At 49.2% G+C, this 14,240-nt stretch carries 10 protein-coding genes; 8 read left to right on the forward strand and 2 right to left on the reverse strand.

Annotation, left to right across the window (positions count from 1 at the left end):
• Positions 1-166 precede the first annotated feature (166 nt).
• Positions 167-1,102, forward strand: a complete 936-nt coding sequence (locus CRO57_RS18715; RefSeq protein ID WP_097155017.1) for a LysR family transcriptional regulator — start codon at positions 167-169, stop codon at positions 1,100-1,102.
• A 60-nt stretch (positions 1,103-1,162) separates the two neighbouring features.
• Here the strand turns inward: CRO57_RS18715 and CRO57_RS25405 are convergent, their stop codons facing one another.
• Together CRO57_RS25405 and CRO57_RS18730 are read right to left on the reverse strand one after the other, a co-directional pair.
• A complete protein-coding gene (locus CRO57_RS25405) occupies positions 1,163-1,471 on the reverse strand; it encodes an AAA family ATPase (RefSeq protein ID WP_097155018.1) in 309 nt (102 codons plus the stop codon).
• Positions 1,472-2,004: 533 nt separating this feature from the next.
• Positions 2,005-3,162 (reverse strand): acyl-CoA dehydrogenase family protein, encoded by a 1,158-nt coding sequence (locus CRO57_RS18730; protein ID WP_097155020.1) that lies wholly within the window; start codon positions 3,160-3,162, stop codon positions 2,005-2,007.
• 311 nt (positions 3,163-3,473) lie between these two features.
• On the opposite strand from CRO57_RS18730, the gene CRO57_RS18735 reads away from it, so the two are divergent.
• The 7 genes from CRO57_RS18735 (at position 3,474) to CRO57_RS18765 (ending at position 14,224) form a co-directional block, all read left to right on the forward strand.
• Entirely contained in the window at positions 3,474-5,006 is a 1,533-nt protein-coding gene (locus CRO57_RS18735; RefSeq protein WP_097155021.1) for a hypothetical protein, read from the forward strand.
• A 123-nt stretch (positions 5,007-5,129) separates the two neighbouring features.
• Positions 5,130-6,569: a lipopolysaccharide biosynthesis protein gene (locus CRO57_RS18740; protein ID WP_097155022.1), complete on the forward strand. Its 1,440-nt coding sequence runs from the start codon at positions 5,130-5,132 to the stop codon at positions 6,567-6,569.
• An 18-nt stretch (positions 6,570-6,587) separates the two neighbouring features.
• Positions 6,588-7,727, forward strand: coding sequence for a glycosyltransferase family 4 protein (locus tag CRO57_RS18745; RefSeq protein ID WP_244580150.1), 1,140 nt, complete (start codon positions 6,588-6,590; stop codon positions 7,725-7,727).
• Positions 7,727-9,241 carry a glucosamine inositolphosphorylceramide transferase family protein gene (locus CRO57_RS18750; protein WP_097155024.1) on the forward strand — a complete coding sequence of 505 codons (1,515 nt, stop codon included), beginning with the start codon at positions 7,727-7,729 and terminating at the stop codon, positions 9,239-9,241. Before CRO57_RS18745 ends, CRO57_RS18750 begins: the two co-directional genes overlap by 1 nt.
• A gap of 206 nt (positions 9,242-9,447) precedes the next feature.
• Positions 9,448-12,135, forward strand: coding sequence for a GumC family protein (locus CRO57_RS18755; RefSeq protein WP_097155025.1), 2,688 nt, complete (start codon positions 9,448-9,450; stop codon positions 12,133-12,135).
• A gap of 109 nt (positions 12,136-12,244) precedes the next feature.
• Positions 12,245-13,045 (forward strand): WecB/TagA/CpsF family glycosyltransferase, encoded by an 801-nt coding sequence (locus CRO57_RS18760; protein ID WP_244580151.1) that lies wholly within the window; start codon positions 12,245-12,247, stop codon positions 13,043-13,045.
• A 6-nt stretch (positions 13,046-13,051) separates the two neighbouring features.
• On the forward strand, positions 13,052-14,224 hold the full coding sequence (locus CRO57_RS18765; protein WP_097155026.1) for a glycoside hydrolase family 5 protein: 1,173 nt from the start codon (positions 13,052-13,054) through the stop codon (positions 14,222-14,224).
• The last annotated feature ends 16 nt before the right edge of the window (positions 14,225-14,240 follow it).

The raw sequence follows: 14,240 nt of genomic DNA on the forward strand, positions 1-14,240 counted from the left end.
TTCCTCTGTTGGCCGGCTACCTGATAATTGATGTTAATTTATTTTCCAATTTTGAAATCCAATTGCATTGGACGATTATCATTCAGTTTCAGTAAGTAGCTGAAAAAATTATGCTATAAACATATACTTCAGTTTTGACTTCAATGGAGAGAGGAAGTTTCAAAAAATGTCTTTCGAAAATGAAAGAATGAATTGGGACGATCTACGTCTGTTTCTCAATATTGCGCGTGCTGGCGGACTCACAGGTGCTATTGCCATTACGGGTGCAAGTGCTCCAACTTTAAGTCGAAGAATGACGACATTGGAGCAGTCGTTAGGAATAACATTGTTCAATCGCAGGCAAGGAGGATACACCTTGACCGAAAGTGGAACAGAACTCTTTGACTATGCGTATGCCATGGATGAACAGGCACAACTGATTTCATCGTGGCGCAATGGTTTCAGTGAGACACCCACCGTGAAAATTACGGCTGGAAGTTGGACAAGCATATTCCTTGCAAAGAATTTGGCTAACTCCATCGGTTCGTTGTTTGGAGAAGCTGGACCAAGAATTGAATTGATCACCGGAGCCTCTTTTTTGAGTTTTGCAAGAAAGGAAGCAGATCTCGGAATCCGAAACCAGATGCCGGAGCAACCGGGTTTGGTGCGTCAACGTATCGGTCTTGTGCGTTTTGCCATCTATGGCTCCAAAGAATATCTGGACCGGACCCCCAAGGCATACGGAGATCTTCGATATGGCCAAGCCGATTGGGTCATAACGGCTATGAGTGGTGCTACAGGAGCGTCATCGAAATGGATCATTCAGCGTATGGACTGCCGGCCACGTATGGTTTGCGCCAACTCCAATGCCATGCTGGAGGCCGTTGCCGAAGGTATGGGGCTATGCATATTGCCCTGCTTTGTCGGGGAAATGCATGAGCGGCTGAAGCGCTGTAGCGCGCCGATTGAAGAACTGACCCACACCCAATGGCTTGTTAGCCACCAGGAAAACAGGAAGTTGCCACATATTCAAAAAACATCGCGAGCGCTTTTTTCGCTCTTCAAGAAAAACAGAGCGCTTTTTGAATGTGACGAGGCTTTGAAAAATGATTCTCACAGTTAAGCCTGCGTCAACAGCTTGGAAAGGCGTTGGATAGAGAAACGGTAGCATGTTGATGGCTTTTCAGTTCCGATTTCGCCTCTCGGTTGGATGGCCAATTCGAGCATGATCTTCAAGCCACGGCAAAATCTTTGACATGAAAGTTATTGGCAAATGCCTTTGTAATACTGATTTTGGAAATTGACGACAGAACGGACAGACGGCCAGAATACCGAGATCGCCAAAAAAATCGCCAAGCGTTTTCATCGTGTCATCATTGGTCTTGCCAATGAATGTCGCACCAACCACATGAAGGCCATGCTGGCGAAGGGCTTCCAACGATAGAATACTGCGGTTTTTGGTACCAAGTCTGATATGTGCGCAAAGAACCACCGGTCTCCCTTTGGGACGACTGGATCAATCAGCAACATTCGCCTCATCGATCAATCTGCCAGCTCCTTCTAAAATCTTCGAGCCTTCGAAACGCGGTGGAATGAGAGAGCGGCAATGACTTTCCACCCCGTCAATCACGGCCGAACAGTGCGGAGAGAGGGGATCTCAGGTACCCGCCTTCGGCAGGATATGGCGTGAGGGCATACCGAAAAGACGAGCCATCACTTCGCTACCTGCCATAAATATTCGAAATTTAAAATGAATGCCCTTATCAAGTGCCAAAGAGTGGTGAGATGGCTGCAATTCATGTTTGAACGACGAGCCGTGATGATCTTGGAGTAATAGTCTGGATAAAATGACCAATCTTTGGAGAGAGACGTGGTCTATAAACCAGTTTCCAGGGGATTTTGGGTTGGACATGTTAGTGAAATGAAAAAACAGGACACGATTGTGACCTGCTTTGCTTTCCGTCCTCTCCATATCGGCAATGGAGAGGACAAAGTCTGATTGATCAAGATGATCGGCAGTTTCAATTATGGCATCTGCACATTATTCAGCCCTTTGGATCGTTTGATCAATGAACGGGCAATCACAACGCGCTGAATTTCTGTCGTGCCATCCACCAATTTGAGCATCTGCGCAAGGCGTGACAGTCGATCCAGATCATATTGTTTGAGCAAGCCATAACCACCCAGCATCTGGGTGCAGGCATTGGCCGCTTTCAAGGCAGCATCTGGGGCAAATCGCTTGGCGTGTGCTGCTGCCAGCGGACCATCCGGAGTTCCAACAAGACCAGCTGCCTTTTTGTAGAGTAGCCGTGAAATCTCCAGATCGGTGGCGATGTCTGCCATCATCCATTGAATGCCTTCCAGATCCAGTTCTTTGCCACCAAACATGTCGCGTTGCTTTGCAAAAGAGAGCGCTGTATCAAGGGCCGCTTCCATAAGACCGCAGCAGCCTGATGCAATGGAAGCCCGGGCAATGTCAATGGCCATCAAGGAGCCGGACAAACCTTTGCCGGGTGGAAGGATGATGTTTTCGGCTGGCACTTCCACATTGTCCAGATACATGTCGGCAAGTGGCAGGAAGTTGAAGGAAGCGGTCTCATAGCGTGGGCCAAAGCTCACACCGGGTGCGTCGGCAGGGACTGCTATCATCGCCATATCTTTATGACCCGGTTCGTCAGAGGTTTTGACCACCACAAAATAGACATCAGCCTCCGTTGCCAGAGAAACCCAGGCTTTGCGTCCGGAAATGGTATAGGATCCGGAATTACCATCCACATTGGCCCTGGTGTGCATGATCATGGGGTCCGAACCTGACTGTGGCTCTGTTAGAACAAAGCCTGCCAGTTTTTTGCCAGAGGTGAGGTCCTTCGCCCATTTTTCCTTGGCAGCATCGGTTCCGAAACCACAAAGAGCAAAGGAGCAGATGTTATGCATGGAAAGTGCGAAGGCATAAGCTCCATCACCTTTTCCCAATTCTTCATAAACCTGAATACCATCGCCTAACGACAACCCTTGTCCACCAAATTCTGGTGGGCAGTAAAGCCCGAGAAGTCCGTCTTTTGCAGCTTGATCAGAAGCGGCGCGCGGCCATTGGCCTTGTTCGTTCCAGTCATGAACCTGCGGGCTGATGACGTCTTGCGCATGAGTTCTGGCGGCGGCCAGAATGCTATCTAAATCGCTCATTGTTCCTCCCTCAAATGCCATGCTGATTGATAGACATTTAAAATGAATGTGTATTTCGGTATATGCCCGAGACTTTTAATTGGCTCGAATGAACATTAAACGTACATACGTTCGTTTTTATGATTTACGCGAATTTTCCTGGACGCTGCAAGTGATATTTTGTCACTTCACCAAAAGTCGGAGTAAAAAACGGCAAACTAGGAAAGCGGTCAACTCTTAAGTGTTTTGCAATAGCCCCGGAGATAAACTGAGCGAAAGCCGGTTTCCAGCCATATATAGCAATATTTGTTCAGAGCGAATCCAAAGACTTCATGTCCACATTGGTCAACAATCAAATGCAACATGCGGCCTCGCCCTATCAACCGGTGAGCGGCCATGCAATAGAACGGCTGGCCATTCAAACCAGCCATTTGAGCTTGACATTGGCACTGTGCCTGTTGGTGACGACATTCCCGATTGCTGCCTTCTTCATTTCCCCGCTTATTGCGATTATCGGTCATCTGATCCTGGTAAGTGCAGTCACCTTCTATTTTGCTCCTGCATTGCCTCAAATCGTCTATTTCGCTCTATTGTTCCAGAATATCATTATCTCGATATTTTCGGGTTTCGTGAGTGATGCGGAAAGTTTCAATATCCTCAAAGGGTTTAACTTTCTAACCATGATGGTGGCCTGGCTTTGGCTATTTGGCAGTTATGCCATGAATTGGCGGGTGCATAGCAGACAGGTCAATCGCATCATGGCAGTTGGTTTGATTGCTTTCGCTATCATTGGTTTTTATTTGCTGCTTGGAATGGCCAAAAACCCAATGGCAGCGTCCATCTATTTGCGAAATATCATCACACCAATGGTGATGTTCCAGCTCTTCTTTTTTGTTGCGCTGAGGTTCAATCAACCGCTTCTTCCGTTTTTCACCACCGTTACCGTGATTGTCATCATTGCGGGTTGGATCGAGATGCTGGATCGACCCCTCTGGCTGGATCTCACCAATGGATGGACCTATTGGGGCAAGATCATGGAGAAGGACATTCTGAACCTTTCATGGGATCAGGATGCCAAGGAAAAAGGTCAGGTTCTTTTGGGCATACTTGATTCCATGCGAGTGGATTTTCTCAATACCCCTTTGCTCGGCGATAATTCCATCAAGATCACGCGCATGAACGGTCCGAATTTGCATCCGATTTCATATTCCTATGCTTTGAGTATTCTGGCCCTCATAATGTGGTTCTCAAAGCGAGGTTGGTGGGTTCTGCCGTTGCTGCCACTCTTGCTTTTGGCCAGTGCCAAGGGTTCGATGATCATGATCTTTCTGGCTTTTTGCGCTTTGCTTGCCCGTTTTCTGTTCGGCGCCGTATTCGGTCTTGTTTCTCTTGTTTTTGTCCTCGTTTGTTATTTTGTACTGGGCATTATTATTGGTCTTGATATTGGAGATTTCCATGTCCTCGGTTTCATGGGTGGTGTCTATGATTTTCTAGGCAATCCAATTGGTTATGGGTTGGGTGATGGTGGTAATCTTGCAACGAATTTTGGTAAGCTGGATTGGTCTGCTTATCAGGCGGCGGGACGAACTCCAACAGCCATGGAAAGTGCAGTGGGAGTCATGATGCGCCAAATGGGATTTGCTGCCTTTGCACTGCTGGCCTGTTATGCCTGGATTGGATATCAGACTTTCAAACTATCCCTGCAAAGCAAGGTGGCTTTGCATTCCATTGCATCTTTTGGCCTCTTCATCATTCTGGTCAATGGTGTTTTTCAGGAAGAAGCTCTGTTCTCCCCTCTTGCTTTGGGGTCCATGATGGCACTCAACGGACATATCCTGGGCGCATCTTTGAGAGCCGTTCGGTAACCAGCCCAGCTATCCAGATAGGACTTTATTAAGCATCTCGGTAAACGGAAAATTCGCACGCGATGCTTAGTGTTGTAGCTGAAATTCAGCGCAAATGGCAGTCGCCGGAAAAAACAAGACAGTATGACCCAGCTACATCCCGGATCACGTGCGTCTCTGGAGAGTCTCAAAGCTTTATTTGGCAATAGTGTCGCCAAAGGTATCTTGGGTACCATGGCCCTGAAAGCCGCAAGTGCGATCATTGCCTTTTCTCTCTTCACCTTGGCTGCGAACGCGTCAGGGGCAGAGGAATTTGGACGTTTCTCAATCTTCTTCTCCGTGGCTTCATTGCTTTCCATTGTTGCCGCGATGGGGCAAGAGCTGAAAGTTGTGCGCGCCTGGAACCAATATATGGCGCAAAAGCAACCTGCTTTGGCTTTGGGGGCCTTGCGGTATGGCTGGATATTGAGCTTGGCCGGAACGGCTGTTGTCGGGTTGAGTTTTGGCGCATTCCTATTGGCTGATTGGAATGCCACTCCCTTGCAAATCAACGGCGACTGGATGCTTGCACTGGCGACTGTTGCCTTTCTGATCACCAATACATTGTCCTTGTTCAGTAGTCATGCCGCGAGAGCGATTGTCTCTATTCGCGTCGGAGATGGGCATCATGAATTGACCTGGCGTACGCTGGTTATCACAATGCTTGTTGCCAGCTTGATATTTGGGCATTCCATTACAACAGCTGAGATTTTTGCAGTATCAGCATTCGGATTGATGCTGGTCATCGCCATCCAGTCCGTTTTGATCAGCCGAAAATTGTCTCGAGAATTGGGGCCTGTAAAAGCAAGCTATGATGTAAAGACCTGGACGCCTCGCAGCATTCGTCTTTGGTTCGCTGCGATGATGGAGGCTACCAATCAGCATCTGGAAGTGCTGTTGATCGGAATATTGCTTGATCCCATGGCGGCAGGGGCATATTTCGTTGCAGCTCGCCTCGCCAACGCCTTTGCACTGGCGGCGGATGGTATCAACACATTTGGAACTCGTCGGGTTCCCGGCCTCTATTTTACCGGCCAGCAACGCGAGCTGTCTCAAACCCTGAGGCTCATGGCTCTGATGAGCTTGGTGATTGTTGCAGCCGGCCTTGGCACCGTTCTTCTATTTGGTCATTGGTTGCTTGCGCTCTTTGGCACCACTTACATGGACTATCACCTGGTTCTGATCATTCTATCGGTCGGCACCGCGATTGCGGCGGCTGCAGGGCCGGCTCCGTCCTTTCTGATGATCACAGGGCACGAAGATGCCTATATGAAGACGGTTGCGACCTCAGTCGTCTGGCGGATCATTGGTTTCATGCTGGTCATTCCGGCTTTCGGTATCGTCGGTGCGGCTTGTGTGACTGCCAGCATGCTGGTTCTCTTGTCTATTTATCTCAATATGCAATGTCGTTCAAAAACTGGCATGGATCCGTCCATTTTGCGTCTGCTTCGTAAAAAGGCGGACTGCATTCCGGATGTGAGTGAACAGACGACCAACCCCAATGCTCTCTCTGCCGCATCTATACGCCCCAGCCCGGCCGAATAAATAAAATGGATGTCAGTCATGAAAATGAAAAAGAAAATCTTGTTCATTCAAACCCAGGCCGAGAATGCAGGCGCCCAGGAAATTTCGCGTCTGGTAGGTGAGGGGTTGGCGACCAAGCAACATGCAGTTCACCATCTTTTCTTTTATCGCAAGACCGATGCATATGATCATGCACCCAATACGACAATATTGTGTGATCAACGTCCGTCAACGCCACTGGCATTTGCAAAATTCCTGATTGATCTGGTCAAATTTATCCGCGATCTCAAGCCCGATGTTGTTTTGACTTTCCAGCATTATGGAAATTTGTTCGGCGGCCCTGCTGCTCGTCTGGCTGGAGTACCCCATGTTATTGCCAATCAGGTCTCGGCACAGGCAACCATGAATTCTGTGATCCGCAAGTTGGATATGGCAATGGGCTCCATTGGCGTGTTTGATTCCATAACGGTCAATAGCAAGGATACGGCGGGTGAATATGGTGATTTCCCGAAGGTTTATACCAAACGGATTGTTCATGTCCCCCATGGCTTCAAGACCAAAACCTCTGATCTGAGCAAAGGATGTGCCCGGGAGAAATATGGCCTTCCGTCAAATGCAACAATTTTGGGTTCTGTCGCAAGACTGAATGTGCTGAAGCGCCTTGATATCGCGATCGAAGTTCTTTCTGCCAATCCTTCTTGGCATCTGGCTTTGGGTGGACAAGGGCCGGAAGAAGACAATCTGCGTAAGCAAGCAAAAGATTTGGGGGTAGAGGATAGGGTTCACTTCATTGGCGAGATGAGGTCCGAGCAGGTCGGTGATTTCCTGAAGACATTGGATTTGTTCATTTTTCCATCGCAAGCAGAGACATTCGGTTTGGCTGCAGTGGAAGCTGCCCAAGTGGGGTTGCCAATCGTGGCAAATGATATACCGGTCTTGCGTGAAGTCTTGCAAACCGATGGGGTACCATGCGCACTATTCGCAAATAGCGATGATGTTGCAAGTTATGTCACTGCCATCGAAAAATTGCTGTCTGATCCGGAACTGGTGAAGCAACTTGCTACCTCGGCGGAACGGTTAAGCCGGCTCTATTCGCTAGACACCATGGTTGATCATTATGAAGATCTGGTTCTGGAACAAGAACAACCGCTCTTCATGCCCATGGGGCAACAAGCCTGATGAAGCTTTGTCTACATATCGATCCATCACGCACCAGAGCTTGGCACCGAACTCTGATTCAACGTCTGGCAGATCACAATGATATCGAATTGTGCTTGTCTCGTGCGGTTGAACAGCCTTTGGCGAAAGCCATTGAAGTCTATATGGAGTTTGAAACCAGGCTCTATATCAAGGCAGAAACAGCTGGAGCTTCTAGACTGGGTTTCGATAGATTGGATCTGCCGCTGCTCGGCAATGATGCCGTTGATATGGTCATCGATTTGGCCGGTGACGACGCCTGCCCTGAAAGTGCGATGCAAATTCAGCTCTTGTTCGACGGAAAAACCGGGGAAGATGCCGCGATTGCTTCTCTTTTCGGCAACAATGGTTTGCCACAAGTAGCTTTGCGCGATCTGAAGAATGACAAAATTCTTGCAAGCGCTTTACCTTCTGGAGAATTGGCCGCAGGTGTGGTTGGAGGTCTGGACCAACTATATGCGCGTGTCATCACGCTTCTGGATGCCTTCTTGCATCACCCACAACGGTTTGCAGCCCCTTTGCAAAAGACGGATAGCTTCATGCCTGGGCCCATGTCGCTTGTGAAACGAGCTGCCAAAAGTGTGCTGCGTGAAACAGTCATGAAGGTCTATCGGATACTCTTTCATGCCAGCCATTGGCGTGTGGGTTGGCGATGGGTGGATGATCAGGATGTCTGGAACCGTCAGGATTTATCCGGTGAAAAATGGCAAATTCTGGAAGATCCGGGCCACAATTTCTATGCAGACCCTTTCCCTCTTTTTTGGAAAGGGAAGCATTATCTGTTTTTTGAAGATCTCAATCAGTATGAGCAAAAGGGAATTTTGTCTGTTATCGAATTTGACGAAACTGGCCCAACAGGGCCGGCTCAACCTTGTTTGATAGAGGACTTTCATCTTTCATACCCTTTCTTCATTGAGGAAGAGGATGAGCTTTACATGATCCCGGAGACATCCAATAATCGTGAAATAGCTCTTTATCGTGCAGACAAATTTCCCTTTGGGTGGAAAAAGAAACATGTGCTGATAAGCGATATTGATGCAGCAGATGTGACCATCTCCAGATGGGATGGTAAATATTGGATGTTCTGCGTCACCCGCGATGGAGCAGGGGGATATTCTGACTGTCTTTCTCTCTTTCATGCTGATCACTTGCTCGGGCCTTGGCAAGCTCATGCCCAAAATCCGGTTCTGATTGATCGCGCAACTGCCCGTCCTGCAGGCAATATGGTTCAAAAAAACGGCAAACTTTGGCGTCCAGTACAGGATTGCTCGCTCTCCTATGGGGCCGAATTGGCTCTCTGTGAAGTCACTCGACTGGATGAGAGTGGGTTTGAGCAGATTGTGCATAAAAAACTGGCGCCAGATGCAGCCTGGCCGGGGCGAAAATTGCACAGCTTGAACAGGGCTGGCCAGCTTGAAGTCATCGATGGTGCGGTTCTACGGCCAAAATGGCAGAAGTTACGACCTTGGTTCGATCGCAAATACAGTCCTCAATAGATAAATCTCTTCGAGCAAAATTCAGAAAAATGCACTTCAATTGCTGGCAAGCAAACATGGTTAACCAAACCTCAATCTCATCCCTCCATAGTGCGGTATGAAGAGAAATGCACCATTGTCGCCATCTATATGATGAATTGGCAAAATGGGTGAGAAAATGCCGCTTTTCCCAGAGGATTTGCGGTGACTTGGCGGACGAAGAATAAATGCGCAATCGCGGACATGGACAATGTGGTCTGGACTGGCAGCCAGAGCAAGCTGAGCATGAAGCAGCTGCTCTTCAGCAGGGTGAGCCGTCAGATACCTGGACAGGATTGATCCATCCACGTGCCATGTTGGCTTTTTTTACTCGGCGATTTACCACTATTCTTCTGGTCGCCTCGCTTGTTTTTGGTCTGGGTCTGGCCGTTTATATGGTGTTGCCGGGTAAATATTCCTCGCAAGCGCTTGTGTTGGTTGACCCACGACAACCAAGGGTCACCTTGACCGAAGATGTTCTGCCGGGCATTGGCGGCGATGCTGCCGCATTGACCAGTCTCGTGCAAATCATGAAATCCGATGGCTTTCTGGCCAAAGCAGTAAATGCTCTCGATCTCAGTTCGGATCCAGACTATGCGTCGGCAGCAAGTGAAAAAGCGCTCATTGATTCTTTTCGGAAGAATATGAGTGCCTCAAGACAAGGTGCGACTTACATTGTTGAAGTCAATGTCAGCTCCAAGGATCCTCAAAAAGCGGCCCGCTATGCCAACGGTTTGGCCGAGCTTTTTATAAATGAGATCAATGATAATCGCCTGGATGCCAGCACCGAGGCGGCAGAATGGTTATCCCAGCGGCTTACTTTGTTACGCACAAATCTGAAAAAATCAGAAGATGCAGTCGCCAGTTATCAGGCAAAAGCAGGCATAGTCGATACCGGTAACCAAAGCACATTGGATAACCAGCAGCTGACATCTCTGGTGACCCAGCTGTCGAATGCAACAACTGAAGTTGAGGATACCAAAGCACGTTTTGATCAGGCAAAGCGTGATGGTGTGCCAGCCTCCAGCTCCAGTGGTCAGGGAGATCAATTTCTCAATCTCAACCAGCTGTTGCAAGAGCAAAGCCGATTACGTCGACAAGCTGCCGAACTGAACCAGACTTTGGGTGCTCGTCATCCGCGCATCATGGCCAATAAGGAACAGCAGCGCATCATTGCCGGGCAAGTACAGAGCGAGAAACGGCGTTTGGTGCAGCAGGCGGGTCAGGCTTACAAAGCAGCCAAGGCCAAACGTGCTTCCGTACAGCGCCAATTGGCTGATGCTCGCTCCCGTGCCATCCGGCAAAACAAGCAATCCGTTGAACTTGTCAACTTGCAGCGTGAAGCCAAGGCCAATCGGGATTTGTATGAGCAGTTTTTGGCGAGATACAAGGTTACTGACGAACAAAGCCGTCTTCAAAGCGATGAAGCAAAAATTGCGTCTGCTGCGACGGTGCCGCTCAAATCCAATAAGCCTTCCATAAAGCTGGTTATACCTATTCTGGCAGTTCTGGGCGGAATTCTGGGATTGATAACCGCATTGATCCTCGAGGCATTTTCCACGCCATCTTCGGCCCGGGCTGCGAGCATGACAGCTGCCGCTTCAGGGCGACGCAGATCGGCTCAGGCAACCAAAAAACGTGCCCGTCATTCATCCATTCCCGAGAAGGAAATGGAAGGTGAGGAAGAATGGCCTCACGAGGGCGAGCAGGATCAAGAAATGACAATGGCTCGGTGGGCCGAGCAACGGGAACAACGGCATCCATTGGTAAACAAGTCGCTGTCGCCTCGACGTCGTGCTGCAATTGAGCGTCAAATCGCAGAAAAGAACGCGCAGAAGAAACAGAGAATGAGAACAGTGAATCAGCGGTATGCTGATCACGAATTTCATGTCGGTTCTGATCAATTCATTGAAACAACGGATGAATTTGATGGAATGGACTCGGTGTATTCCCTCGGTGAGCAGCCCGAGCATAGCTCATATCAGCCACGAGTTTACCAACGAATGCAAGATGAACCCAACCATCCGAGCTTGCGTAACTTGGGTCGGTCACAACGTAGGAATATTGGACCTCAAAGCCATATGCGGAGCGTCTCCGATGCCGAGTTTGGAGCGTTGAATTCACATCATGAGGCTTATGGCGAAAATGTACATTCACTCTATCCGTCCGGTCCCTATGAGAGTGATGATGGTATTCTCTTTGGCATCCCGCAAGATATCTATGGTAAATTGCGCAGTCATGGCCGGATGGAAGATTCAACAATCCGTAACCTTGCTGACAATGTCTTGCGGCGAAATATTGAATTGTCGGCACTTTTGAAAGATAACTTCAACCACATCGACAGTTTTTTGCGGAGCTCTGAAAGTCAGGCTTTCCGGTCTGTTCTTCTTGCCTCGTTCTCGTCCGAAAGGGCGCAGGATCTGGTAGCGGATGTGTTGAGGGATTATGCAATCCAATCAGGGCAGCGTCCCGTTCTGGTGACTTTGTCTGAGGCCCCGGATCGAAAACAGCAAGGAATTGCTGGAGTGCAAGAGGATGATCCTTGGTCTGGTCTGCAGGAATATGATGACCATGATGTCATTCATTTCACCGTTGGCCCTGTACACAGTTTCGCTCATGAGGATATGCATTGGAGTATCCATGCGCTGGAAAGCGAGCAATTTGCACACTTGATGCAAATTTGTGAGCAGCGTTACGGATTGGTCATTGTGGTTGCACCAACTGACCTGCCGCAAGAAGAGGTGGACGATATGGTGGATCTGTTTGACGCTGTTATAGCGGTATTGGATCAAACATTGTTGGACCATCAAGACCTGTCGGAGTGGCAAGATTGGGCAATGGATGCCGATGGCGCTCTGGTTCTGGATCGCGTTTGAAGGCTTTCGTTTTCCTTGCTGTCACAAACAAAGGAACGGTTAACCAAGCGGTTTAACTGAAAGGGCACGGTTGCATGATACTCTATCACGCAACGGGTGTTGGTTCTGGATGTCGGAGCAGTTGGACATCCATCGACAGGAAAAGAAGAAGACCATGGTCAATCAAGCAATCACCTTGGGCGGTCTGCCCATCACAGTCGCCAGCTGTGACAGTGCGGCCCGGGATATGATTGAGACGGCATTGCGATACAGGGGGCAGAACCGCCCACCGCAATATGTGACGTCGGCCAATGGTCAGGTTCTTTCCATGTGTGCTGCCCAGCCAGAAATTCGAACTTTGTTTGAACAAGCGGACATCATCCATGCCGATGGTGAGCCGATGGTGAAATTCTCCCGCCTGATGTGTGAAACGGGCTTGCCGGAGCGTGTCGCGACCACTGATCTGGTGCACAACACCGCGAATTTGGCACAGAAACAAGATGTCACATTCTATTTTCTGGGGGCGGCTCAGGACGTGATTGAAGCCGCCGTCGCCAATGTTCAAAAAGCCTATCCAAATCTGAAATTTGCCGGTTTTCGCAATGGCTATATCTCACCGGATCAGGAAGAGGACGTTTTGGCCGAGATCAATGCAGCAGCACCAGATATCCTCTGGATTGGCATGGGTGTACCATTGGAGCAGAGTTTCATTGTGCGCAACCGCCACAAACTGACCAATGTGGGTGTTATCAAAACATCCGGCGGTTTGTTTGACTTCCTCTCTGGTCGTAACAAACGCGCTTCCGAATGGATGCAGAACTGGGGTCTGGAATGGGCCTATCGCACCTGGTTGGAGCCCAAGCGTCTGGCTTGGCGGTATTTGACCACCAACCCCCATGCCTTGTTGCTCTTGCTTACGCGTTCACGGTGATCAGACATGCACTGGATCGGGAAAAGTTTCGTCATCACCCTGCTTTGCCTGGCAGTGACATTGATGCAATCTCCTCCAGTTCAGGCTCAAACTGCCAACTCATCTCTCTGTTTTGCCGGTTATGAACAATCTGAAGGCGATCTGTTCGAGCGCTTGGCTCGCGGCGTGAACTTTCCTAACTGGTCCCCCCTCTATGATGGTTTCAAGCCATCGAATGAGATGTTGCTGAGCCTTCAAAAGCAAGGCTTGACCCATTTACGCTTGCCGATCGATGGCGAGCAGATTATGCCTGCATTTTCTGATGAGCAGATCAAGCGGCAATATTTGCAAGAGTTGGAAAGTGCGATTATTCGATTACAGGATTTGGGCTTTGTTATAAGTCTTGATATGCATCCTGGTGGCGATTTTGCGAGGATGCATGAGCGTGATCCTGGAGTCGGTTATGATCAGCTTGTCCTTGCTTGGGATGTGATGACCAGGCATCTAAAAAAACTGCCATTGAAACACAAGGATCCATCCCGCCTTCTGCTAGAGCTTCTGAATGAACCGGCACCCGCCGAAGATGTATGGTGGCAACAGGCGCAAGAGCTCGTAGATCATTTACGAAGCAGCTGGCCGGAGACATGGTTGATCGTCGGCCCGGCCTTTTTTCAACGCTACGAAGTTCTGGCTCGTGCCCAACCCTTGAAGGGTGAGAAGCTGATCTATGCCGTTCACTATTACGATCCCTTTCCCTTTACCCATCAGGCCATTTCGTGGGATGATAACAGTCCGTTAAAGGATATCGCCTTTCTTCCATTTCCGCTTCATCGAAAGCATGGAGCTGTGCAGGCACAAATTGCAGACCTGCGGCAATTGGGTAAAGAGGCGGCGATCACTGAAATCGAGAACACCACACGCGAACCATGGACAAGTGAGCGGGTGGCCAATGATCTGCGAAAAGTAGGGCAATGGGCCAAACGTCACGAGGTACCGGTTCTGGTCAACGAGTTTGGCGTGCTGACCCATGCGGTTGATACAAAATCAAGATTGCGCTGGTTGGAAGCCGTCACCAAGGGAGCTGAAGACGTGTGTCTTGGCTGGACCCATTGGGACTTCTCAGATGGATTTGGACTGATCGCCTATCCTGAAAAAGTGCCCGACGAAATGGTACTGAAAGCTCTGTTAGACAGGAAATAATACGCCATTTCATCGG

This window comes from Cohaesibacter gelatinilyticus, assembly GCF_900215605.1.
Lineage (GTDB): Bacteria > Pseudomonadota > Alphaproteobacteria > Rhizobiales > Cohaesibacteraceae > Cohaesibacter > Cohaesibacter gelatinilyticus.

Bases quoted from the DNA above. Each gene is read 5' to 3' on its own strand.
- CRO57_RS18760 (WP_244580151.1), top strand. From the start codon at position 12,245: ATGTCGGAGCAGTTGGACATCCATCGACAGGAAAAGAAGAAGACCATG.
- CRO57_RS18755 (WP_097155025.1), top strand. From the start codon at position 9,448: ATGCGCAATCGCGGACATGGACAATGTGGTCTGGACTGGCAGCCAGAG.
- CRO57_RS18730 (WP_097155020.1), bottom strand. From the start codon at position 3,162: ATGAGCGATTTAGATAGCATTCTGGCCGCCGCCAGAACTCATGCGCAA.
- CRO57_RS18740 (WP_097155022.1), top strand. From the start codon at position 5,130: ATGACCCAGCTACATCCCGGATCACGTGCGTCTCTGGAGAGTCTCAAA.
- CRO57_RS18715 (WP_097155017.1), top strand. From the start codon at position 167: ATGTCTTTCGAAAATGAAAGAATGAATTGGGACGATCTACGTCTGTTT.
- CRO57_RS18745 (WP_244580150.1), top strand. From the start codon at position 6,588: ATGAAAATGAAAAAGAAAATCTTGTTCATTCAAACCCAGGCCGAGAAT.
- CRO57_RS18735 (WP_097155021.1), top strand. From the start codon at position 3,474: ATGTCCACATTGGTCAACAATCAAATGCAACATGCGGCCTCGCCCTAT.
- CRO57_RS18765 (WP_097155026.1), top strand. From the start codon at position 13,052: ATGCACTGGATCGGGAAAAGTTTCGTCATCACCCTGCTTTGCCTGGCA.
- CRO57_RS18750 (WP_097155024.1), top strand. From the start codon at position 7,727: ATGAAGCTTTGTCTACATATCGATCCATCACGCACCAGAGCTTGGCAC.